Origin of the sequence: Granulosicoccus antarcticus IMCC3135 (assembly GCF_002215215.1) — a bacterium.
In the GTDB taxonomy this organism is placed as follows: domain Bacteria; phylum Pseudomonadota; class Gammaproteobacteria; order Granulosicoccales; family Granulosicoccaceae; genus Granulosicoccus; species Granulosicoccus antarcticus.
Genome location: NZ_CP018632.1, coordinates 7,732,656 through 7,754,618 on the forward strand (window position 1 = coordinate 7,732,656; position 21,963 = coordinate 7,754,618).

Annotated in this window: 23 protein-coding genes; 20 read left to right on the forward strand and 3 right to left on the reverse strand. The window is 54.3% G+C overall.

Going from position 1 to position 21,963, the window contains the following annotated elements; genetic code table 11:
* Positions 1–10: 10 nt before the first annotated feature.
* The 3 genes from IMCC3135_RS33575 to IMCC3135_RS33585 form a co-directional block, all read right to left on the reverse strand.
* A complete protein-coding gene (locus IMCC3135_RS33575) occupies positions 11–355 on the reverse strand; it encodes a DUF1428 domain-containing protein (RefSeq protein WP_088921559.1) in 345 nt (114 codons plus the stop codon).
* Between the two features lie 80 nt (positions 356–435).
* On the reverse strand, positions 436–1,857 hold the full coding sequence (locus IMCC3135_RS33580) for a hypothetical protein (RefSeq protein WP_205737837.1): 1,422 nt from the start codon (positions 1,855–1,857) through the stop codon (positions 436–438).
* A gap of 244 nt (positions 1,858–2,101) precedes the next feature.
* Entirely contained in the window at positions 2,102–2,926 is an 825-nt protein-coding gene (locus IMCC3135_RS33585; RefSeq protein ID WP_169727565.1) for a type VI secretion system accessory protein TagJ, read from the reverse strand.
* 300 nt (positions 2,927–3,226) lie between these two features.
* Between IMCC3135_RS33585 and IMCC3135_RS33590 the strand changes: the two genes are divergently transcribed.
* The 20 genes from IMCC3135_RS33590 to IMCC3135_RS33685 all read left to right on the forward strand — a co-directional run bounded on the left by IMCC3135_RS33590 (position 3,227) and on the right by IMCC3135_RS33685 (position 21,961).
* Positions 3,227–3,919 carry a beta-ketoacyl synthase chain length factor gene (locus tag IMCC3135_RS33590; RefSeq protein WP_088921561.1) on the forward strand — a complete coding sequence of 231 codons (693 nt, stop codon included), beginning with the start codon at positions 3,227–3,229 and terminating at the stop codon, positions 3,917–3,919.
* Positions 3,919–4,731 carry a lysophospholipid acyltransferase family protein gene (locus tag IMCC3135_RS33595; RefSeq protein WP_088921562.1) on the forward strand — a complete coding sequence of 271 codons (813 nt, stop codon included), beginning with the start codon at positions 3,919–3,921 and terminating at the stop codon, positions 4,729–4,731. The genes IMCC3135_RS33590 and IMCC3135_RS33595 overlap by 1 nt, the downstream gene beginning before the upstream one ends.
* Positions 4,703–4,972 (forward strand): phosphopantetheine-binding protein, encoded by a 270-nt coding sequence (locus IMCC3135_RS33600; protein ID WP_088921563.1) that lies wholly within the window; start codon positions 4,703–4,705, stop codon positions 4,970–4,972. Before IMCC3135_RS33595 ends, IMCC3135_RS33600 begins: the two co-directional genes overlap by 29 nt.
* Positions 4,962–5,243 (forward strand): acyl carrier protein, encoded by a 282-nt coding sequence (locus IMCC3135_RS33605; RefSeq protein WP_236994715.1) that lies wholly within the window; start codon positions 4,962–4,964, stop codon positions 5,241–5,243. The genes IMCC3135_RS33600 and IMCC3135_RS33605 overlap by 11 nt, the downstream gene beginning before the upstream one ends.
* 14 nt (positions 5,244–5,257) lie before the next feature.
* Positions 5,258–5,776 (forward strand): COG4648 family protein, encoded by a 519-nt coding sequence (locus IMCC3135_RS33610; RefSeq protein ID WP_205737838.1) that lies wholly within the window; start codon positions 5,258–5,260, stop codon positions 5,774–5,776.
* A gap of 1 nt (position 5,777) precedes the next feature.
* Positions 5,778–7,499, forward strand: coding sequence for an ApeI family dehydratase (locus tag IMCC3135_RS33615; protein WP_088921565.1), 1,722 nt, complete (start codon positions 5,778–5,780; stop codon positions 7,497–7,499).
* Entirely contained in the window at positions 7,496–8,257 is a 762-nt protein-coding gene (locus IMCC3135_RS33620) for a glycosyltransferase family 2 protein (protein ID WP_088921566.1), read from the forward strand. Before IMCC3135_RS33615 ends, IMCC3135_RS33620 begins: the two co-directional genes overlap by 4 nt.
* A gap of 2 nt (positions 8,258–8,259) precedes the next feature.
* Positions 8,260–9,192: an LpxL/LpxP family acyltransferase gene (locus IMCC3135_RS33625; RefSeq protein WP_205737839.1), complete on the forward strand. Its 933-nt coding sequence runs from the start codon at positions 8,260–8,262 to the stop codon at positions 9,190–9,192.
* Positions 9,193–9,195: 3 nt separating this feature from the next.
* Positions 9,196–9,633 carry an acyl-CoA thioesterase gene (locus IMCC3135_RS33630; protein WP_088921568.1) on the forward strand — a complete coding sequence of 146 codons (438 nt, stop codon included), beginning with the start codon at positions 9,196–9,198 and terminating at the stop codon, positions 9,631–9,633.
* Positions 9,630–10,190, forward strand: coding sequence for an outer membrane lipoprotein carrier protein LolA (locus IMCC3135_RS33635; RefSeq protein WP_088921569.1), 561 nt, complete (start codon positions 9,630–9,632; stop codon positions 10,188–10,190). Before IMCC3135_RS33630 ends, IMCC3135_RS33635 begins: the two co-directional genes overlap by 4 nt.
* Positions 10,191–10,221: 31 nt before the next feature.
* A complete protein-coding gene (locus tag IMCC3135_RS33640; protein WP_088921570.1) occupies positions 10,222–12,615 on the forward strand; it encodes an MMPL family transporter in 2,394 nt (797 codons plus the stop codon).
* Positions 12,616–12,637: 22 nt separating this feature from the next.
* On the forward strand, positions 12,638–13,873 hold the full coding sequence (locus tag IMCC3135_RS33645; protein ID WP_088921571.1) for an NAD(P)/FAD-dependent oxidoreductase: 1,236 nt from the start codon (positions 12,638–12,640) through the stop codon (positions 13,871–13,873).
* Between the two features lie 11 nt (positions 13,874–13,884).
* A complete protein-coding gene (locus IMCC3135_RS33650; RefSeq protein ID WP_157736516.1) occupies positions 13,885–14,418 on the forward strand; it encodes a DUF3261 domain-containing protein in 534 nt (177 codons plus the stop codon).
* Positions 14,415–15,593 (forward strand): beta-ketoacyl-ACP synthase, encoded by a 1,179-nt coding sequence (locus IMCC3135_RS33655; protein WP_088921573.1) that lies wholly within the window; start codon positions 14,415–14,417, stop codon positions 15,591–15,593. Before IMCC3135_RS33650 ends, IMCC3135_RS33655 begins: the two co-directional genes overlap by 4 nt.
* Complete coding sequence (locus IMCC3135_RS33660) at positions 15,590–16,084, forward strand: hotdog family protein (RefSeq protein ID WP_088921574.1); 495 nt, start codon at positions 15,590–15,592, stop codon at positions 16,082–16,084. Before IMCC3135_RS33655 ends, IMCC3135_RS33660 begins: the two co-directional genes overlap by 4 nt.
* A complete protein-coding gene (gene fabG, locus IMCC3135_RS33665) occupies positions 16,081–16,806 on the forward strand; it encodes a 3-oxoacyl-ACP reductase FabG (RefSeq protein WP_088921575.1) in 726 nt (241 codons plus the stop codon). Before IMCC3135_RS33660 ends, fabG begins: the two co-directional genes overlap by 4 nt.
* Entirely contained in the window at positions 16,803–18,065 is a 1,263-nt protein-coding gene (locus tag IMCC3135_RS33670) for a beta-ketoacyl-ACP synthase (RefSeq protein WP_236994716.1), read from the forward strand. Before fabG ends, IMCC3135_RS33670 begins: the two co-directional genes overlap by 4 nt.
* A 169-nt stretch (positions 18,066–18,234) precedes the next feature.
* Entirely contained in the window at positions 18,235–18,678 is a 444-nt protein-coding gene (locus tag IMCC3135_RS33675; RefSeq protein WP_088921577.1) for an excinuclease ATPase subunit, read from the forward strand.
* A gap of 56 nt (positions 18,679–18,734) precedes the next feature.
* Complete coding sequence (locus IMCC3135_RS33680) at positions 18,735–19,394, forward strand: 4'-phosphopantetheinyl transferase family protein (RefSeq protein ID WP_088921578.1); 660 nt, start codon at positions 18,735–18,737, stop codon at positions 19,392–19,394.
* 71 nt (positions 19,395–19,465) lie between these two features.
* Positions 19,466–21,961: a heavy metal translocating P-type ATPase gene (locus tag IMCC3135_RS33685; protein WP_088921579.1), complete on the forward strand. Its 2,496-nt coding sequence runs from the start codon at positions 19,466–19,468 to the stop codon at positions 21,959–21,961.
* Positions 21,962–21,963: the final 2 nt, after the last annotated feature.

The window sequence follows — 21,963 nt, forward strand, 5'->3', positions numbered from 1 at the left end:
TGAGCCGAGCTCAGCTCTCCAGAATTGTCTCAAAACCACCATAGATCAAACGTTTACCGTCAAAGGGCATCTCCCCAGCCATATCCGGATCCTCCATGACGGCCTGCATCCCGGCATTGCGCACCTCCTTGGAAGGCCACAGGATCCAGGAGCAGACAACCGTTTCATCCGGTTTGCACTTGACCGCCATGGGTAGTGAGGTAACTTCACCCTCTGGAATATCATCTCCCCAGTTCTCTACCAGTTGCAATGCGCCGTGCTTCTTGAAGACGGTGGCGGCCATGCGAGCGTGATCAATATAGGTTTGCTTGTTGGCCGTTGGAACGGCGGCAATCATGCAGTCAACATAGGTCATGAAGCTACTCCTGTATTTTCTGGCGACAGATTCAAAGGATCGTTGATGGGTTCACGAGCTTTGAGCATACACCGACATTGTCAGCCAAATAACGCACTGTAAAGTACAACCCATGCAGACAGCACCAAGGCGGCCACCACAGTGTAGACACCGTTCCATTTCAAGCCGACATGGCTGGCACTGACATTGGCAAATGAACCTATCAACATGGTGGTGGCAGTAAACGGCGAACAGGCACCGCTGAGCGACCAGCCCGCGGTAATAGCGACCATAATGGCGGTCGGTTCGACACCTAATGCGGCAGCTCCCGGTAAAATAGGTGCAAAGAGCGAAACGGCCAGTATCGGGTTCATGCCAACCTGGCCCGTCAGTGGAATGAGCCAGACGAGCGATACGAGAATTATCCAGGTGGGAACACTGGACAGGTCGATACCTGCCGAGCTCACAACAGGGGCCAGCAACATACCGCCCATCGTGCCGATATACCCCGCCATCATCAGCAAAGTAAGCTCATTGCGGAAAGCGGGAAGATCCACGTTGATATACAGCTGAGCCCGCTTTACTAACGCACGCACAGGCCTGTCATGACGTGACTGCCAGGCAATCCAGCCCAAGGCAATCAGGGGCACGACCGTCAGCACAATGCCAGCAACCCGCACGCCACTGAGCCAGTGCAGTATTGCGGCAACGCTGCCCAGAATGCCAAGTAGCAGCAATAGTGGAAACACACTGAACCACGAACCTTCTATTTTTCCGCGCACAGGTACCGGTGCCGACGCCGATAACCGAGGCTTGAACAGACTATCCATGGCCCAACCGATGCCGGAGACAATGATGCCTGTAAGCATGCAGGGCCAGAACCCCTTCGCCCAGGTGGCACCGGGAATGACCGTCGTGGTAATGACGACGGCAAATGATAATGGCGACCACGGCAAGGTGGCTATGAAGCCGCGCTGAATAGCCAGCAACATCCTGCGCGTGCGATGCAGCCGGATTTCCTCATTGGGCTCCTTGTTGGCACTAGCCATCGCAAGGCTGCCCAGTAACGCGATAGCACCATAGTTGAGGAGCAGTGCAAATGCCTGGGCCCCCACGGTCAGTGCCGCATAGCGTCTGCCAGGAGGTTGTTGCGCGAGAAAAACGCCACATTGTTCAATGGCCTTCGAGCTGCCAGCCGCATTGCGCAAGGTATTGAGTGCACAGAAAAAAGCGCCAATGAAAGCGGCAGTACCCAAGCCTTTTTCGATTCTGTCGGACCAGTCCGGCATCGTATTGATGGTCATCAGTGTCAATACAACAGCCACGATGATGAACGCCAGGCGGGTCCCTCTGACACGAGTCGCAAACAAAGCACTTACCAGCACAACCAGAACAGAATTGGCAATCGCGAACGGCAGCTCGGGTTGCCACTCGTGCAGGACTGCCAGAACAGTGATGCCGACCAACAGCCAGCCATTGACTCGTTCCGAAAGCGGATACGGCCGAATTGAATGTGTGCTCAAGTCGATAATTACAGTCGGTTGGTTGCTCGCCCCGATCAGAGGAACCGAACGCTCCTCGTCGAGCGCCTCTGAGCGGATATCTTGCGGCCGATTACATGGATTTTGCCGGTGACCCGGCATTATTGGCTGCACTGTCGGCGTAGTGTGTCACGACTCAGAGCCTGCTGCACGATCCTGCATCAGCCTGGAATACGATTCTCGACTAGCTCAACGATAAATTCAAACTGGAACGCCTCAGGCTTCGTTATTGCCCACTGCCGGTATCCAGACTCGGATCAAATCCAGTTTCGAATACGATCTTGTGCGCCTGCAACAACGGATATTCATCATTTTCAGTGGCAAACATGCGTTGCCCCGAGCCGATGTAGAAGCGTTCACCGATATCGGTCCAGTCAGTTTTTCTGGCTAACGCACTCTGCGGATCACTCACTGTTGCCAGGCCCGGGTATCGCGTCGGCATGAACCCGGCTGAACTACTTTTGTTGACCCATCGCACCTGTATTGGCAGCCAGACAAGATCACGTAAACACTGCGGCTCGGAAAACGAAATTTCAGCGATATTGTCGAAGGGAACCCAGCAGTATTTGCAATCGAGAATGATCTCGAAAATCGGGCCAAGCCGCATGTCTGCATCACTTATCCATGAAAAAGACTGACCATCGATCGTGCCGGAGCGTGGCGCGGCCTGCTCCATCGCTTTCATGTCCCGTTCATTAGCCAGCGAACCGTTGCCATTTTCGGCCAGTTGCAGTGATTGTATGAGCGTAGCCAGCCAGCTATCGGGCTCGCCAAAGATCAGGGGCGCACGCTCACCAATGAAAACCTCATCACGAAAGACTTCGCATTGCAGCAGTTTTCGATAGGTTTGAGCCATCAGAAAGGCCCCCTTGTTCATACCTGCAGCCGTTTCCAACTGATTCAACGCCAGATCCCAGTTGCCCATGACACTGAGCAACTCGAATAACAATGTCTGCATTTCAGAATTGGCAGGCTCATCACTCAGCCCGTCTCGCAGTGCCTCAAGCGCCGCTTCAAGCTGTCCTGCGTCAATGCATTCTTCAACGTTCACGATGGCCTGCATCTCCATGACGATTTGAACTCAACATGAATTATTTGCAAACAATACAGTCCAATTGCCGAGTGCGCTCTGATTCGTAGCTGGTCAAATTATCAGGAACCGCCGAACCTGGCGGTAAGAGTGTGAGCAGGTATTGATATTTTTTTGCCCCTGGCAAGTATTATTTCGATCCCGGACGGCACGACTCTCGGTGTTTGTAGTTCTTCGAATGACACAGCTACACTACTCCGCTAACCTGATGATTCGACGCCACACGGCGCAAGGGGCTCAGGCCAGTCGGAGTTATTGTTTATGTTGACAGGATCGTCTACAAATCACGCCAATGGAGAGTCGCTCTATGCCAGCCTGGTCATGGAAAACTGGCTGGGTTGGTCAGAAGATGGTGACAGTAGTATCGCTGTGCCCCAACATTACTTGTTGCCGCAACGTGATAGCGTTCCCGCCTCGTTAAGACGTCGTCTCAGCCCTGTCGGTCTGGCTACCTGCAGTATTCTGTCGAGCCTGGCCGGTGATTCCGATATTCCCGTGATTTACGTCTCACGGCACGGTCGAGCTGGCAATACGCTGCTACTGCTACGAGAACTAGCCAACGAAGGCAGTATATCTCCCAGCCGCTTTTCCTTATCGGTACATAATGCGGTGGCAGGTATCTACAGCATTGCGAATAAGCACCTTAACTCCATACAGGCAATCTCGGCCAGTGGTGACGAGCTGCAAGCACTGGCACTGGAAGCCATCGCCTACCTGCGAACAGGTACAACCGCGGTTGTTGCCGTTTTCGCAGAAGAAGCCTTTCCGGATCATTACAAAGCCTACACCAGTGGCCCGAACCAGGGCTGTGTCGTAGGCATGCGCCTGTCCTTGAACCCGGACCTGCAACTGTACCCCGACATGCCACCGCTGCCGGACAAGCACGGCAGCAACCCACTGGATGTGCTGCAGTGGCTGGGAAGCTACAAACAGTGTAAAGAACGGACGCTCTGATGCACCTACCTGATCCATGGCCCAGGCGCCTGAACCGACTCAGGCGTGCAATCGGAACTTACCTGTCCTTCACCGTTTTCGGAATCGGTGGCCTGTTCATCGGTCTGCTGGCCTCACCTGTACTCACGCTGATGGAACGCGACGTCGGGCGGCGTCAGAAAAAAGCCCGTGCCATGATTCGCTGGTGTTTCTGCCGATTCATCGACGTCATGGAAGGCCTGGGCGTCATGCAACACGACTTTGAACATGTGGAGCGGCTACAACGCCCCGGCTTGCTGATTCTGGCTAACCACCCGACCCTGGTCGATGTCATCTATCTGGTGGCCCACGTTCCGCACGCCGTTTGCATCATCAAGGAAAAACTCACCACTAACATCTTTACCCGTGGGCCAGTTCTGGCCGCCGGTTATATTACCAATTCAGACCCTGAGCGAGTAATGGCCGAGGCTGCTCGACGCATGGCTGAGGGTGAATCCCTGATTCTGTTCCCGGAAGGCACTCGCAGCACACCTGGTGAGCAACTGGTCATGCAACGCGGGGCTGCCAATATTGCGCTGCATACCGGAGCGACAATAACGCCTGTTCTGATAGACTGCCGCCCCTCCGCGCTGAATAATGTAGATCGTTGGTACCAGATTCCAGCCGAGAAAGTTCAACTGACGCTGCAGGTGCAGGATGACCTGCCGCTGAAGGTGGACAGTACGCTTCCGAGACGCCTGGCGTCGAGACAATTGACAGACAGTCTCAGCCGCTACTTCAATACAAACATGAGCCGATTTCTGGATGAACACATCGACCGACCTGACGCTTGAGCTAAAGCGCGTCATCATCGAGACATTGGAACTCGAAGATATTACGCCAGAAGATATCAATGCGGATGAGCCCCTTTTCGGAGAAGGACTCGGCCTGGACTCCATTGACGCTCTAGAATTGGGTCTGATGCTGCAGAAACGCTACGGCATTAAACTGAACGCCGAGTCGGATGATACCCATCGTCATTTTTCCAGCCTGAACGCATTGCGAGCGCTGGTGGAGTCACAGCGTGAAAAATAGTAATTCAACGCCAGAAACGGAAAACGGTATGGATACCAAAGTGTTCGATCATATTCGCGACACATTGAACAGCATGTTCGATATCGACAAGAACAAGATCACACCTGAAGCACGTCTTTATGAAGATCTGGATATCGACAGCATCGATGCCGTCGATCTGGTCGTGGAGTTGAAGAGCTTCACTGGCAGCCGCATCAATCCGGATGATTTTAAATCGGTGCGAACCATTCAGGATGTGGTGTCTGCCGTCGAACGGCTCATGAAGCCCTGACCGGAGACGTATTCGTGCTGGAAAGACTAGGCACGGGGATCGCCTTATTGTGGCCAGCGATGGTGTACCTGTTGCATCAGCAACTGGGTGCATGGCCATTATTGCTGGTCGGCTCAATGCTGCTGGCCTGGCGCATGCCGCGTGCGCGCGGTATTGCGCTGGCAGTGGCTGCGATGCTTTTGCTGCCCGGCCTGTTTGGCCAACCCGAACTGGGTATGCGCTTTTACCCCGTAGGAGTCAGCCTTGCCATGTTGTTGCTCTTTGGCAGCAGCCTGATCTCAGGCATGCCAATGGTAGAGCAGATCGCCCGCTTGAAGGACCCACAATTGCCCGCTGCCGCTATTCCCTATACCCGTAAAGTCACCTGGGCATGGTGCCTGTTCTTTGTAGTGAACGGCAGCATTGCCGCATGGACCGCAGTCTATGGCAGCATGCAGCAATGGCTGAGCTACAACGGACTCATCAGTTATTGCCTGATGGGACTGATGTTTGCCGTCGAGTGGTGCTTACGTCCCCGCCAGCAAACTCACTGACATGTACTACTCACTGTGTTCACAACCCTGGCTGATGCCCGATGATGCCAGCTGGCATTGGCAGGAATCATTGTCTGAGCATTGGGTCACACCAGCGCGCCTGTCAGCCTTGCTGCCAGATGCTCGCGACTGGTTGTCCAGGCATCCCGGTCAACGCTACCTGCTTCACAGCGACAGTGCCCTGCATTTCAGTGCAGCATTGCTGGCTTGCTGGGAACAGGGAAAAATCGTGGTCTTGTCACCGGATGAGCACCCCGCCACCTTGGCAGCACTTCAATCCAGCACCGATCAGACAATACCGACCCGCCTACCGGCACGCGAGTCCCACGAAAGTGCATTGGTCAGCCAACCTCAGGCTCGTACCATGGATGCATCTGCCATTGCCGTGGAACTGCACACCTCGGGCACCAGCGGGCAACCCCTGAAGGTCGTAAAGCACTTCTCGCAGCTGGACAACGAGCTGGGCGTGCACGCCGCCCTGTGGCCGCTGACGAACGCCTGTGTGATCTCTCAGGTCAGCCATCTGCATATCTACGGGCTGCTGACAGCCATTCTGCGTCCAATATGCGAAAAAGTACCGTTCAGCAACTCCCAGACTCGATTTCCGGAGGTGTTGCTTCAGCACCTGATCGAGGTTCAGCAGCATGCCATGCCGGCCACCATCATCAGTTCGCCAGCACAGCTGTCTCGCATGCCCGATGAGGTGCTGGGCACGGATGTACCGCCCGTCACCAGTCCGCAACGCCTGTTTTCCTCGGGTGCCCCCTTGTCCCAGCAGGATGCAATCCGCAGCGAGTCCTTATTTGGCTGTGAAGTGATCGAAATCTATGGCAGTACAGAAACAGGCGGTATTGCCACACGCCGACAATCGCAAGCAGCAGCATGGGACCCCTTGCCGGGTGTCACCATCAGCAATGTCGATGACTGCCTGTGTGTACATTCCCAATTTCTCGAAAATCCGTCTCAGCCCTGGATGCAGGCGGACAGAATTCAGTTGCAGGGGCAAACGTTTACCTTGTTGGGGCGTCAGGACAGAATCGCCAAGATTGCTGGCAAGCGTGTGTCACTGGGTCGTGTCGAACGCCTGCTCGAAGACTTTGACAAGGTGACTCAGTTACGCTGTATTGATCTGAACCCTCAACATGATCGACTCGGCATGGTGGTCGCCATGTCGCCAGATGCCCTGCCACAGACACACGCTGAACGACAGGCATTGCAACAGCAAATGCAAGCTCACCTGGCCCGCGAACTTGATCCGATCTCCATTCCACGCTATTGGCGTCTGGTTGACAGCATTCCTCTCAATTCGCAGGGCAAGCCTGATCGAATAGCCATTTCGCGCCTGTTCGCCGACTTGTACGACCGGAGTCTGCCACGCTGGCTGGGCCAGAGTCGGCCCGATGCAAACACCGCAATCTGCCAGCTTGAAGTGCCCTTCAGGCTAGCCAGTCTTGAGGGTCATTTTGAAGGCTTGCCGCTTGTCCCTGGCATGGTCATGGTCCAGTGGGGCTGTGATCTGGCCGCAGAAGCATTCGCCCCTCTGGGAGACTTTCGCGGTCTGAGCAGGCTCAAGTTTCAGCAAATTCTGCAACCCGGCCAACGGCTCACCCTGCGCGTTGAACGAAAGCCTCACTGTATTGCCTTTTCAGTGACATCAGCACTAGGCAGACACTGTATGGGTCAGCTGGATTTCTCCGGCCTTGCGGAAAAAACAATCCCATGACTGACTTTCGAGTCTGCGCCCTGGTTCCGGTATACAACCACCCCGGCACCATTACCAAGGTCTGTCGTGAACTCAGTGACATGGGCATGCCCGTGTTGCTGGTCGATGATGGTTGCAGTGCCCCTAATGCAAAGGAGCTGGACCAGCTGAGCACTGGACAAGATGTTCACTTGCTACGACTCGAAGACAATCATGGCAAAGGCTATGCGGTTCGCGCAGGACTGGTAAAGGCCGAATCTCTGGGCTTCACTCATGCTCTGCAACTGGATGCGGATGCCCAGCACGCTCAATCCAGCCTGTCAGCTTTCCTGCAACAGGGTGAAAGTCACCCACAGACGCTGTTTGCAGGTTATGCCTGTTATGACGACAGCGTGCCCAAGAGCCGCTTTTACGGACGCTACCTGACGCATGTATGGGTGTGGATAAATACCCTGTCGCTGAGCATTCGCGATTCCATGTGTGGCGTCAGGCTCTATCCGCTGACAGAGATCAATTGCCTGCTAGCGCATCACGACTGCACCGATCGCATGGCATTTGATACCGAGGTGCTGGTGCGCTGGTACTGGTCAGGTCGTCCGTTAAGCAATCTACCGGTTGAAGTCCATTATCCCGTCGGAGGCGTCAGTCATTTTTCCCTGTTCCGAGACAATCGTGATATCACCATGATGCATACACGCTTGTTTTTCGGCATGTTATTGCGCTTGCCGGTTTTATCATGGCGCAAGCTCAGGACGGCAACAAACACTGGAAGGCAGTAGCAATGCATTGGGCAAGCATTAACGAAAGAGGCTCTATTTTCGGTATGCAGCTGATCTTGTGGATCCAGAGGCATTTGGGTCCCTGGCCGTTGCGATTATGCCTGTGGCTGCTCATTTTCTGGTATTTCATACTGCACAAAACTGCCAGGCTTGCATCACAGGACTTTCTTGTGAGAGTCGATCCCACCTTGCGTGCGCGCCCCTGGGCTCTGTTAGTACGCTCCTATCGACATCTGCTCAGCTTTGCAGAAACGCTACTGGACAAGGTTGCTGCCTGGAGCGGACTCATCGCTGATGAGCGCCTGGTTGGAATAGGGCGGGAGAACTTTCGCAAAGTTCAGGAAGCGGGACGCGGGGGCGTGATCATAGTGGCTCATCACGGCAATCTGGATGTCATCAATGCGATGGCAGAAAACTATCCGGGCCTGGAGCTGGTCGTACTGATGCACACCAGAAATGCTGACAAATTCAATCGTATTATTGAGCAGGCCAGTCAGCGAAAACGACCACGAATCATTGAAACCTCGGATATAACACCGGGCACGGCACAGTCGCTGGCAACATTGCTGAACAAGGGCGGATTTGTGCTCATTGCCGCCGATCGTGTGCCGATCAATAGCGATCGTTCGCAGAACGTCGAATTTCTCGGCCATTTGGCACCCTTTCCGCAAGGACCTTTCCTGCTTGCAGCGTTGCTACGCTGTCCGATCTATCTTGCAGGCTGTATCAAGCAGGGACAACAATTTCTAATTGATTTCGAGCCGCTGGGCGATTCGACGCAATTGTCTCGCCGCGATCGTGAACAATGGATTGAAGATACAACCCGACGTTTCGTCAAACAACTGGATACACGGGTTCGCGAATATCCTTTGCAATGGTTCAACTTCTTCTTTTTCTGGCGCGCACCCGTCGTGCACGATGACACCCAAGATTGAATTATGAGTCCTGATGATTTCGCTCTACCCCGGGTTGAAACGGTTATCAAAATCCCGTTTCATGATGTCGACAGCATGGATCTGGTCTGGCATGGCAACTACGCACGCTACCTTGAAATCGCTCGCTGTGAGTTGCTCGATTGCATCGACTACAACTACCTGCAGATGCGTGATTCGGGCTATGCCTGGCCTGTCATAGACATGCGCCTGCGCTACGCCGGCCCTGCAACCTTTGGTCAACAAATCATCGTGAAGGCTGAATTGAAGGAATGGGAACATCGTTTGAAGGTGGGCTACACAATTGTGGATGCGACCAGTGGCAAACGCCTGACGCGAGCCTCGACGGTACAAGTTGCGGTCTGCATGAAAGCCGAGGAAATGTGCCTGGCATCACCGCCCGTATTCGTTGAACGCCTGCTTGCGTGGCAGCAAAAACAATGATCGAAACCAGCCGATACCTGGCTCTGGTCTTGTCGCTGTGTACCGCTTTGACGGCACAGAGCATAATGGCGCAGCAAACTGAACCCTCTGTGTCGACAACCGGACTGTCACTGGCAAGCTTCAATTGTGCCCGTTTTACCCAGGAACGTTATCTGGCCGATTTTGAAGCCAGCATCCACAGCAGTGGCTATCTGCGCAAGGACGATGAGAGTATCGAGTGGCATATCCTCGAACCCATTGAAGATACGACCATCATTGGACCTGATGCAGATAATCTGTCACCGGCATTAAGTGCCATGGCACCGTTGCTGCGCAGTTTGCTATCAGGCGATTGGCAACAACTGGAACAGTTCTTTGCCATTGAGCTAAACAGTGCAGAAGGGGCATGGCAGGCAACATTGCAACCGCGCCAGGAGTCTCTTGCCGAGCATTTGAATTCGCTCCTGCTCAGCGGCGACGAAGCGGTGGACAAGATCGAATTGTATTTCGCCAACCAGGATCATCTGGCTATCCAGCTACAGATCGTGGAGTGTGCAAGCCTTGAGGCAAGTCGCTAGTGATCAGTATCTTATGGGTTGATCATCAGGCATGACGTCACGGCATTTCACTACCCAGCTCTCTGCCATTGCAGCCATTGCCTGGCTGCTGGTGATTCTGACATGTCTGGTCACGACAGTCAGATTGCTGGCGAGCGGTGATGCACCCATCGAAACCCGCATTACTGCCCTGTTGCCGCAAACGCATCAGAGTGAATTGCTGGATGAAAGTCTGGCCTTGCTGGATGAGCGGGTACAGCAGAGCGTGCTCTTGCTCGTGGCCGGGGATTCACCCGCAGCACTTGTCAGCGATTTGCAAGCAGAGCTACAAACAAGTGCAGGAGTTGCATTTACAAATGCCGATGCATTCAGTGAACTCAAACGGCAGCTGCTACCGTTCAGGAACTCGTTACTGAGCCCACAGCTTCGTGCCCTGACGCAAGAGCAATGGCAGCAACGTGCCTTGCAAGGTCTCTTTACGCCCGGTATGCAATCGGATTTTGCCAACGATCCGTTCGCCCTGCTCGACACCTGGCTACTGAATTCCATTGATACCTCGATCACACTTCAGAACGGTGTGCCGATGATCAAGACAGAAACAAAGACCTGGGCCCTGCTTTCCGGACAGCTTGAAAAAAGCCCCTTCGATATGCAGCAGCAGACAACCATCGTCAAGGCGCTGCAAGACTTCCATGATAGCCACCCGGAGGCGCAGCTGTTGCGTAGCGGGGTTGTATTTCATGCCGCAGCAGCTACCCAGCAAGCACAGTTTGAAGTAAGCACCATCGGTCTGGGCTCTCTGCTGGGCGTTATACTCATTGCTTATCTGATCTTTCGGCGTCTGCAGGTACTGCTCAGCCTGTTACTACCCGTTGCCTGCGGACTGTTGTTCGCGCTCTCAGGCAGCATGTGGATATACGGCAGTATCAATCTGCTAACGCTCACCTTTGGTGCCAGCCTGGTCGGACTATCAGTTGACTACGCCCTGCACTTGCAATGTTTTCGACTACTGCACCCCGAACGAAATCTTCGCCTTATCTGGCCAGCCTTGATACTGGCTCTGATCTCCAGTCTGGCAGCCTATCTGGTGCAGCTGGCAACGCCCTTGCCCGGCTTGCGTCAAATGGCCACTTTTACCTCATTGGGATTGATTGGCGCCTGGCTTAGCGTCTGTCTCTGGCTGCCCTATATGCCGGTCAAGCCCCACCCCTTCACGGCACAAGCGGCCAGTACTTTGTCTCGATTCAGCATACCCGACGGGCGTCGCTGGCCCTGGCTTTTGCTGATTCTAGTGATGGCATCCAGCTTACTGACCATAGCGCTACGAATGCACAGTAACGATGACTTGCGGCAGATCAACCCTGCCAGCGAATCACTGATGGCTGAACAACGGCAGGTACAGTCACTGTTTTCCAGTGCCAGCAGCAACCGCTTCCTGCTGGTGAACGCCGCTGACGATGAACAACTTCTACAGCGCCTGGAGGGTCTGCAGACGCAGCTATCAGCCCTGCAGCAGGCGGCTCATCTGCAAGCGTTTGAACATCTGGCCAGTTGGGTACCTTCGGCGCAACGCCAGCAACTAAATGCAGCGATTGTCGATGAGGCCTATCGCAGCGCCTTGCCCAAAGCGTTGCAACAAGCTGGACTCCCATCCAGTATGCTGGCGCGCTTTACTAACGGTGAACGCAAGCCTGTTAACCACGGCAAGAATTTGTCTGAGCAGGAGCAGGAGCAGGAGCAGGAACAGGAACAGGAACAGGAACAGGAACAGGAACAAAGCCTGGCACCAGCTCTCACTCCTCAAGAATGGCTCACGATGGCCCATAACCATCCATCCACAGCCCTGTGGATAGAATCCAATAGTGCACATGGACCTGCCGCTCTGGTCTTGCTTGGAGAGATGGATGCACAGGCTGAGACCACGTTGCAGCAACTCGCCAAGGCATCCGACATTCAATATATCGATCGCGTCAACATTATCTCAAACGCTCTGTCAGCCTTGCGCAAGCAGATAGCAATCTGGATGCTGGTTGCAATCGTAATATTATCTGTGATTCTTACCCTGCGATACCGACAGAATTTCTGGCGGGCTCTGCTACCGTCAATTGGAGCTATAGTGCTGACATTGGCGTTGATCAGCGCTGCGGGCACCGCCATTACCCTGTTTCACCTGCTAGCTCTGTTGCTGGTTATCGGGATCGGTCTGGATGCCGGCATATTCAGTGCCGAGCATCAGGACAGTCACGGAGCCTGGCTGGCTTCAAGCCTGTCTTGCCTCACCAGCTTGCTGGCATTTGGCTTGTTGGCATTGAGCAGTACGCCTGCCTTGTCCATACTGGGAACGACTTGCCTGTTTGGCTTGATCTGCACCTGGCTACTGGTACCCTTCGCACGGGCCAGAAGCATACCTTCACTCTCCTCTTTGCTGAGGCTCAGTCAAACCTGAATGCGAACGGACTCCTTATAGAATGCAAGCTGAATTCGAACAAACAGATGTAGCGATAATCGGAGCTGGCCCCTCAGGTGCAGCCGCCGCTAACTGGCTGGCGCAGCAAGGGTTGCAGGTCAAGGTCCTGGAAAGAAGTCACTTCCCCCGTTTTTCCATTGGCGAAAGCCTCCTGCCGCAGTGCATGGAGTATCTGGATTTTTGTGGTTTGCTGGAAACGGCAACAACCGGTAACTTCCAACGGAAGAACGGTGCTGCCTTTAGCTGGGGTGAACAATATCGCGATATTGATTTCAGCGACAAGTTCTCTCCCGGTCCGGCTACAACCTGGCAAGTAGAGCGCTCGGAGTTTGATCATCAGCTGATTCGTGGTGCTCAGGCATCCGGTGTTGATGTTGAATTTGGCAGTCAGGTTGTCGGTTTTGAACCTGATGCCACTGAGCCGGTACTACAGGTCCAGCCAGAAAACGGTGATGCCTATGCACTGAAAAGCCGGTTCGTTCTGGATGCCAGTGGTTACGGACGAGTATTGGCCAGATTATGCAACCTGGAAAAAGCCTCCAGACTGGAAAGTCGCTGCGCCCTGTTTACACACATGCGTAGTGTTGTGGATGATGAGAACTATGACCGCAAAAAAATACTGATTTGCATACATCCGAGCATCAAAGGCATCTGGTACTGGTTTATCCCTTTTCCAGAAAACCGATTTTCAGTGGGTGTGGTCGGCACACCTGATCAGCTGGCCTTGTTCGGCGACGACGATACGCAGCGTTTGCAAAACACCTTGCTTGATGAGCCTCGCCTTGCCAAATACCTCAAGGGGGCAACCTCCCTGCGTGATACCAGCAAGCTGGCAGGCTATTCGGCGGATGTTTCGGCATTGCATGGGCCCGGTTATGCATTATTGGGCAATGCTGGCGAGTTTCTGGATCCGGTTTTCTCTTCCGGTGTGACCATTGCACTCAAATCTGCCGTACTTGCAGCCCCCTTGGTACACAGACAACTACAGGGAGAGACTATCGACTGGCCATCGGAGTTCGAGCAACCTTTACGCGCTGGCGTCAATACCTTCAAGGCCTTTGTCAACGCCTGGTATACGAACGAGCTGCCAGACATCATCTTCTCCGATCAGGATTCGGTCCGAATCCGTCAGATGATCAGTGCAGTACTGGCAGGCTATGCCTGGGACAGCACCAATCCTCTGGTCAGTGCATCTGAGCGCCGTCTTACCAAGCTGGCAGAATTGTGCAGGGCATGATCCGTGGGCGTATGACGTTTTTGAGCGGATTACTGGCATTCGCACTGAGCTCTTGCGCCATTACCCCATCAGCGCCACCGATCCCCCGGTTGACTGAACTGGCACCCACGGCTCCCAGAGTCCAACGTCTGCAAATTTTCTCTGCAGAGTCTGAGTTTCAACTCACAGCCGTACTTGCGCATACCCACGATCGACTGCAACTGGCTGTTCTGAGTCCCAATGGACAGCGATTATTTACCTTGTTGCATGATCACGATGGAACGCGATATCTGCCCGACAGCACGATCTCTCCACCGGTGACGGCGCCTTGGTTAGCCAGCCGCCTGGGGTGGGCACTGTGGCCGAAAGAATCTCTGGAATCGGCATTTGCCAACACCCCATGGAGTCTGCACAGCGTGGCAAATCGACGAGAAGTATTATTTCGTCACAGGATACAAGCTAGCATTCTGCTATCAGATGCGTGCACAGTGATAGAAGATTTCCAGATGAAGGTCAGTATGTCCATATCTCCGCTCGATTCAAGCAAACCCTGTGCCCCCCTATGAGCGTGCCAGCACCCTCCTTCTGTCGCCTGCATCCGCCAGCTATTGTCTGCCCGCTGGGTAGCGAGCTGCCGCAGATCAGAGATGCCTTGTTTTCAGGTCGAGATGGTTTGCAGCAGAGTGATCGTTTCACTCCTGACATGCCGCAAATGCTGGGCTATGTGGATTCAGCCCTGCCTGATATCACGCTCTGGCCCGTCCACGAACGCTCCCGCAACAATGCTTTACTGTCCCTGGCACTGGACCGATTGATGCCGCAGATAGACCAATACCGGGATAGTCACCCGGAGGCACGAATTGCCGTGGTCATGGGTACCAGTACCTCAGGCATCGGAGAAGCCGAACAAGCAATCAATCAGCTGGACAAGAACGGTGACTGGCCTGAAGAGTTTCATTATTCCAATCAGGAACTGGGAGCTCCGGCCCTCTTCATCAAGAAGCGCGCAAATCTACAGGGTCCTGCCTACACGATCAGTACGGCCTGTACCTCCAGTGCCAGAGCCCTGGCCAGTGCGCAGCGGCTGTTACAGGCCAATTTGTGCGATGCCGTCATAACCGGCGGTGCAGACAGCTTGTGTGGCTTGACCATTCAGGGGTTCAGATCGCTCGAGGCCGTCAGTGACAGCCAGTGCCGCCCTTTCGGTCAGGATCGCAACGGCATCAACCTGGGTGAGGCCGCTGTGCTGTTTCTGATGACCGCTGAACCAGGTGGCATGCAACTTCTCGGTTATGGCGAAAGCAGTGATGCACATCACATCAGTGCCCCTGCACCCGATGGACACGGCGCCAGTGCAGCCATGCAGGCAGCCATAGACATGGCAGGTCTCAAGCCCGAAGATGTCGGCTATGTCAATTTGCACGGTACGGCCACTCGTTTGAACGACTCCATGGAAGCAACGGCCATGCAGCGTATCTTCGGCTCGTCAGTGCTCTGCAGTTCAACCAAAACACTGACCGGGCATACCCTGGGTGCCTGTGGTGCTCTGGAGGCCGCTTTTTGCTGGTTGGCACTGGAGAGCGGGCAGCTACCCGCACAACAGGCAGACTACAAGATAGATCCCAAGCTGCCGTCCCTGAATCTGACCCGAGGTGGCAAGTGGGAAGGGGATACCGCCATGAGCAATTCATATGCCTTCGGCGGCAATAACATCGCATTGCTGATAAAACGCAGCTCATGACAATCATCGATTCTAGCGCCACTATCAAGATGCCTTGCTGCATCAAGCCCTACGTGCCGCACTCGGGCAGAATGTGCTTGCTCGACACTTTGTTGAAGACAAATGGCGAAGTTCTTGAAGCCGGCGTCGTACCCACCCTGCAAAGTCAGTTTGCCACGGATCAGGGAGTCCCGGGCTGGATCGGTCTTGAGTGGATGGCACAGGCCATCGCGGCCTGGTCAGGCGTACAGGCTCGTGCTGCAGGCAGAGCGCCTGCCATTGGATTTCTGCTGGGAACACGTCACTACGACTGCAAGCAACCGTGGCTGACACTCGGCGAACATTTCCGGATTCGCGTTGAACAGGATTTTCAGGCTGATAACGGCCTGGGATCATTTATCTGCAATATCTACGACAGCCGTTCGAATCAGATAGCCAGTGCACAGGTCAATGTGTTCCAGCCTGGACCCGATGACAACTTGCAACAAATTCAGGCACGAGGATTCCGATGACAAACAGCATACTGGTGACCGGATCAAGTCGAGGCATCGGCAAGGCCATCGCACTGCGGTTGGCCGCTGACGGGTTTACGGTGGTTGTTCACTGCCGTGAGCGCCGGACTGATGCCGATAGCGTCGCCAGCCAGATCAAGGATTCAGGTGGCGATGCTCGAGTATTGCAGTTTGACATCGGTGATACCGAGGCGGTCAATGCGGTTATCGAACAGGATATTGAATCGCACGGCGCCTACTACGGCATTGTGTGCAATGCAGGCATGACGGCCGATGCTGCATTCCCCGCATTGACCAGCGATGACTGGCATGGGGTCATCAACACCAACCTGAACAGCTTCTACAATGTGGTCAAACCCGCAATAATGCCCATGATTCGACGTCGCAAGGCCGGCAGGATAGTGGCGGTCACGTCGGTCTCGGGTATCATGGGTAATCGTGGGCAGGTGAATTACAGTGCAGCCAAGTCGGGTCTGCACGGTGCTGTTCGTGCGCTGGCCATGGAACTGGCTGGTCGCCGGATTACGGTCAATGCTGTAGCACCCGGCCTGATTGAAACGGATTTGCTGGATCCGGATATCATTGAACGAGCCATGCCAATGATTCCCATGAAGCGAATCGGTACTGCGGACGAGGTAGCTGGCTCAGTAAGTTTTCTGTGTTCGTCAGATGCGGCTTATATTACTCGTCAAATTCTATCGGTAAATGGAGGTATGTGTTGAATTTTCCTGCAATGCGTCGTGCGGACGGTGGACGCCGGGTCGTGGTCACTGGAATGGCCGGGATCTCCCCGATCGGTCAGGATTGGCCCAGCATTCGCGAGCGTCTTGAAGCCCTGCAGAATGGGGTACGCAAGATGCCGGAATGGGAAGTCATCGAAGGTCTCAACACGGCACTGGCAGCACCAGTGCCCGACTATGAAGTCCCTGCCCACTACACGCGCCGCAACCTTCGCAGCATGGGTCGTGCTGCCTGCATGGCCACAACCGCCACGGAACGCGCACTGGAGGATGCAGGTCTGTTAGGCGACCCCAGTCTGAAGGATGGAATGACTGGCATTGCCTACGGCGCCTCAGCCGGCGAGTCGGACGCCATCGCCGATTTTGGCAAGATGATCTTCAACAATTCGACAGAAGGGCTTAGCGCCAACTCTTATATACGCATGATGTCGCATACATCGCCGGTCAATATCGGCGTATTTTTTGGTATCACCGGACGAATCTACACCACATCCAGCGCCTGCACATCGGGTAGTCAGGGTATCGGCTATGCGTACGAGGCCATCCGGTTTGGCCGCCAGAACACCATGGTAGCAGGGGGCTGCGAAGAACTGACAGCTACTCAGGCTGCCGTATTCGACACATTGTTCGCCACCAGCACCAAGAACGACACGCCAGAACTGTCACCTAGCCCGTTCGACCGGGATCGTGATGGACTGGTGATCGGAGAAGGCGCCGGCACTTTGATTCTGGAAGAACTGGAAAAGGCACTCGAACGAGGCGCCACCATTCATGCCGAACTGGTCGGATTTGCCAGCAACAGTGACGGCAAACATGTCACTCAGCCACGCCCCGAGACCATGGAAAAAGCGATACGCATGGCTTTACTGGATGCGGGAATAGAAGCCGAACAGATTGGTTACATCAGTGCTCATGGCTCTGCCACCGATCGAGGCGATATTGCAGAAAGCCTGGCAACACATGCTGTCTTTGGCGAGCAGACGCCCATCAGCGCTCTGAAGAGCTTCATGGGGCATAGTCTGGGCGCCTGTGGGGGACTGGAAGCCTGGGTAGCCTTGGAGATGATGAACAATAATTGGTTTCATGCAACAGCCAATCTCAACAACATTGATCCCAAATGTGCTCCACTGGACCATATTCGCGACGAAGGCCGGTCGCTGGATTGCGAGTATATAATGACCAATAATTTCGCCTTTGGTGGAATCAATACATCGCTGATATTCAAACGCTGGAATGCATGATGTCGGGATTTATAAATACGCAATGAATGCAGTTCAACATCAAATCATTGCGTAAGTCAGAAGCATGTAATGCCTCATATGAAACCCATGCACTGCCAGTCCGGGTTCGTAATCGCCAATCACTGCTAAGCTCAAGCTACTCAAGCCAAGCAACTCAAGGAGAGACTTAATGCGAAAATTTCTGGTAACACTAACCATCGCCACCAGTATCTTGCTAGCTGCCGGCAATAGCCAGGCACGTGACAACAAGCTGATGGTACCCATTGCCGATCTAATGGCAAAGGGTCAGACACAGGACAAGCTTGACCCTGAAATACGCCTGCTTTTCGCTGGCCAATCTTATCCAGAACCCACAAGAAAATACGGCAACTTCGTCACCAACAAAAAGACAAACGCTTTCAACAAGAGTGACTCTGAAGCTTGCGACTGGGTCATGTTGTCAGCCCTGATTGCACTTCAGGACCGGGCTCGATCAGAAGGCGGCAACGCGGTAGTCAACATTGAAAGTTACTACAAGAAAGTTGTCATGGCATCGGCTACTGAATATGAATGCCATGCAGGCAATGTCATGGCAGGCGTAGCTCTGCGTGGCGATATCGTCAAATTACCCTGATTTCTGGCAAACGTCTGATTTCTGAAAGTACACCGCATGGCCAGTTACGACTGGCCATGCAGCAACTACCCGGCGGTCAGGATGCCGCTACTGCCTCATTCAAGTCTCGCCAGTTACTGAGCCAGTTATCGACCAGCGCAGGAATTTTTCTCGAACCTGCAAACTGGTCAAAACGCGGCACCGGAAGACCACAACACCCCGATATGCCTGCCGGCTGGCACGCCAGCATCAGCCACCGACAGGGACGAGTTGTAGCAGCCCTGGCTAATTGTCCGATCGGCATCGATCTGGAATTCTGGCAAGCTCGGCATACGACCCGTCTGAATGATCTGATCGAGTTATTACCCGAGCCTGCCATACAGCAGCAAATCAGACAATCCGGCGATCCTCAACGCAGCTTCTACAAGGCCTATACATTACATGAAGCCTTGTACAAACTAGCCTCCGCCAATGGCCAGCCTGTCGAAGGTTTGTTCCAGACTCGTATCGCGGATATTCAGCCCCTCGGCAAGCACTTCGCCTGGCAGTGGGAAGACCCACAGTGGTCGCTCTCGATTGTTGCCAGTGAAGATGTAAGTATGGAGCTACCCTTGATGGCCCGCCATCATCAAATTGCATTGAAGCTTGATCGTATATCCTGCCACCTGTCAGAGCAGCTTGCCCAATTACCCGCTCTCCGATCATTGCGCGTAGAGCCAACCTGTCCCCACGGATAGAAAATAGACGCTTGACCTTCCAGTAACCGGAAGGTCTAAGCTGGCCACACATTGAATAGTGGGCGGCCAGTATGGACTCGAACAAATCGTATTTAATCGACATTGAAGGCATGAGTTGCGCATCCTGCGTGAATCGTGTGGAAAAGGCTATCAAGGCCGTGCCGGGCGTTGAAGAGGCGGTAGTCAACCTCTCAGCTGAGAACGTCGTGGTCTCGGGCAACGCTGATATCACAGACCTGCTCAAGGCACTGGACGAGGTGGGCTACCCTGCCCGCTCTGAGACGGTGGAGCTGGCCATTGGCAGCATGAACTGCGCCTCGTGTGTCGGTCGTGTGGAAAAGGCTGTGAAGGCCTTGCCCGGCGTACTCGAGGCTTCTGTCAATCTGGCAACAGAAAGCGCATCTGTGACATTCTTGCCGGGCATCTCCAGTCTCAGCGAGCTGACAGCCGTTCCAACCGCGCTGGGCTACCCTGCCACGCTCAAAGGCTCGGACCATCAGGATCGAGGCAAGCTCAAAGAGTTAGAGGCTCAACAGCTTAAACACATGACGCTTATCGCAGCGGTCTTGACGCTGCCCGTGTTTGTCATCGAGATGGGCGGCCACCTGCTACCGGCGTTTCATCAGTGGGTCGCCACAAACGTCGGTACCCAGACAAGCTGGATCCTGCAGTTTGTATTAACGACCCTTGTCATGGCCTGGCCCGGTCGGCGTTTCTACATGAAGGGCATTCCAGCCTTGCTCAAGAGGTCCCCGGACATGAACAGTCTGGTGGCATTGGGCAGTCTGGCGGCCTGGAGTTATTCGGTAGTTGCCACCTTTTTGCCCAGCCTGTTGCCAGCAGAATCCAGAGCCGTCTATTTTGAGGCAGCAGCCGTTATCGTGACGCTGATACTGTTGGGCCGCTTTCTGGAAGCACGAGCCAAGGGGCGTACCGGTCAAGCCATACAGGCTCTGCTCGGACTGCAAGCCAAGTCAGCTCATGTGGAACGCGATGGCCTCGTCAGCGAGATCTCCATCGACGACATCATCGAGGGTGACATCATTCATGTTCGTCCCGGTGAGAAGATACCGACCGACGGCAAGGTGTCCAGTGGCCAAAGCTACGTGGATGAAAGCATGATTACCGGCGAGCCAATACCCGTCGAAAAATCCTCCGGAACCGATGTGGTGGGCGGTACTGTGAATGGCACAGGCGCACTGGTTCTCACAGCCAGTAAGGTGGGTGCCGACACCATGCTTTCCCAGATAGTTCGTATGGTCGAACAAGCCCAGGGGGCAAAGCTGCCTATTCAGGATCTGGTTAATAGAATTACCGGCTGGTTTGTTCCTGCGGTGCTCACGATAGCTTTGCTGACAACTCTGGTCTGGTTGTTTGTCGGTCCTGAACCGTCATTGACTCATGCGCTGATCGCTGGTGTCTCTGTTTTGATCATTGCCTGCCCCTGCGCCATGGGCCTGGCTGTTCCAACCTCCATCATGGTGGCGACCGGCCGAGCTGCGGAAATGGGCGTTCTGTTCCGCAAGGGAAGTGCCCTGCAGACACTACAAGGTGCAACCATCGTAGCACTCGATAAAACAGGAACCCTGACCCAGGGCAGACCGGAACTGACCGACCTGCACGTGGTTGAAGGAGTCGATGAGAGTTCGTTATTGAGTACCATTGCCGCCATTGAAGCACGCTCCGAACACCCGATTGCCCAGGCTATTGTCAGAGCTGCTCAGCAACGCAAACTAGAGCTTCCGACAGTCGATACATTTGATTCTGTGACCGGTATGGGTGTGACTGCTCAGGTATCAGGACAAACCATAATCGTCGGTGCCGATCGCTTCATGATTGAATCGACCGTTGAACTTGGGGATCTTGAAATAGCGGGCAAGCGCTTTGCAGAGCAAGGTAAATCTCCTTTGTTTGTTGCTTTCGATGGCCAGATCAAAGCGGTATTGGCAGTCTCGGATCCAATCAAGAGCAGTACACCTGCAGCCATCAACGCGCTGCATGCCATGGGTTTGAAAGTTGCGATGATCACGGGTGACAATCAAGTTACCGCCAAAGGCATAGCGGCCCAGCTTGGTATCGATGAGGTGGTTGCCGAAGTATTGCCCGCCGGTAAAGTGAAGGCTATCGAAGCACTCTCAGCAGCACATGGCAAAGTGGCCTTTGTTGGTGACGGCATCAATGACGCACCAGCCCTCGCCGCTGCAGATATAGGCCTGGCCATTGGCACCGGTACTGATGTCGCCATCGAAAGTGCTGATGTTGTGCTGATGTCTGGAGATCTGCGAGGAGTAATCAATGCTATCGATCTGAGTCAGCGCACCATGACAAACATTCGCCAGAATCTTGTCTGGGCCTTCGGCTACAACGTCTTGCTGATCCCGGTTGCGGCAGGAGCGCTGTATCCGATCAACCAGATGACGCTGTCACCGATGTTGGCAGCTATTGCAATGACACTGTCCAGTGTCTTCGTCCTTGCCAATGCCCTGCGTTTACGCTGGGTTAAACCGCCCATGCAGGAGCCTCAGGATCATTCTGAACCTGCCATCACACTACAAACAGCTCATTAGGA

Bases quoted from the DNA above. Each gene is read 5' to 3' on its own strand.
- IMCC3135_RS33645 (WP_088921571.1), top strand. From the start codon at position 12,638: ATGCAAGCTGAATTCGAACAAACAGATGTAGCGATAATCGGAGCTGGC.
- IMCC3135_RS33635 (WP_088921569.1), top strand. From the start codon at position 9,630: ATGATCGAAACCAGCCGATACCTGGCTCTGGTCTTGTCGCTGTGTACC.
- IMCC3135_RS33680 (WP_088921578.1), top strand. From the start codon at position 18,735: ATGCAGCAACTACCCGGCGGTCAGGATGCCGCTACTGCCTCATTCAAG.
- IMCC3135_RS33655 (WP_088921573.1), top strand. From the start codon at position 14,415: ATGAGCGTGCCAGCACCCTCCTTCTGTCGCCTGCATCCGCCAGCTATT.
- IMCC3135_RS33625 (WP_205737839.1), top strand. From the start codon at position 8,260: ATGCATTGGGCAAGCATTAACGAAAGAGGCTCTATTTTCGGTATGCAG.
- IMCC3135_RS33595 (WP_088921562.1), top strand. From the start codon at position 3,919: ATGCACCTACCTGATCCATGGCCCAGGCGCCTGAACCGACTCAGGCGT.
- IMCC3135_RS33685 (WP_088921579.1), top strand. From the start codon at position 19,466: ATGGACTCGAACAAATCGTATTTAATCGACATTGAAGGCATGAGTTGC.
- IMCC3135_RS33640 (WP_088921570.1), top strand. From the start codon at position 10,222: ATGACGTCACGGCATTTCACTACCCAGCTCTCTGCCATTGCAGCCATT.
- IMCC3135_RS33615 (WP_088921565.1), top strand. From the start codon at position 5,778: ATGTACTACTCACTGTGTTCACAACCCTGGCTGATGCCCGATGATGCC.
- IMCC3135_RS33600 (WP_088921563.1), top strand. From the start codon at position 4,703: ATGAACACATCGACCGACCTGACGCTTGAGCTAAAGCGCGTCATCATC.
- IMCC3135_RS33630 (WP_088921568.1), top strand. From the start codon at position 9,196: ATGAGTCCTGATGATTTCGCTCTACCCCGGGTTGAAACGGTTATCAAA.
- IMCC3135_RS33590 (WP_088921561.1), top strand. From the start codon at position 3,227: ATGTTGACAGGATCGTCTACAAATCACGCCAATGGAGAGTCGCTCTAT.
- IMCC3135_RS33650 (WP_157736516.1), top strand. From the start codon at position 13,885: ATGACGTTTTTGAGCGGATTACTGGCATTCGCACTGAGCTCTTGCGCC.
- IMCC3135_RS33675 (WP_088921577.1), top strand. From the start codon at position 18,235: ATGCGAAAATTTCTGGTAACACTAACCATCGCCACCAGTATCTTGCTA.
- IMCC3135_RS33575 (WP_088921559.1), bottom strand. From the start codon at position 355: ATGACCTATGTTGACTGCATGATTGCCGCCGTTCCAACGGCCAACAAG.
- fabG (WP_088921575.1), top strand. From the start codon at position 16,081: ATGACAAACAGCATACTGGTGACCGGATCAAGTCGAGGCATCGGCAAG.
- IMCC3135_RS33620 (WP_088921566.1), top strand. From the start codon at position 7,496: ATGACTGACTTTCGAGTCTGCGCCCTGGTTCCGGTATACAACCACCCC.
- IMCC3135_RS33660 (WP_088921574.1), top strand. From the start codon at position 15,590: ATGACAATCATCGATTCTAGCGCCACTATCAAGATGCCTTGCTGCATC.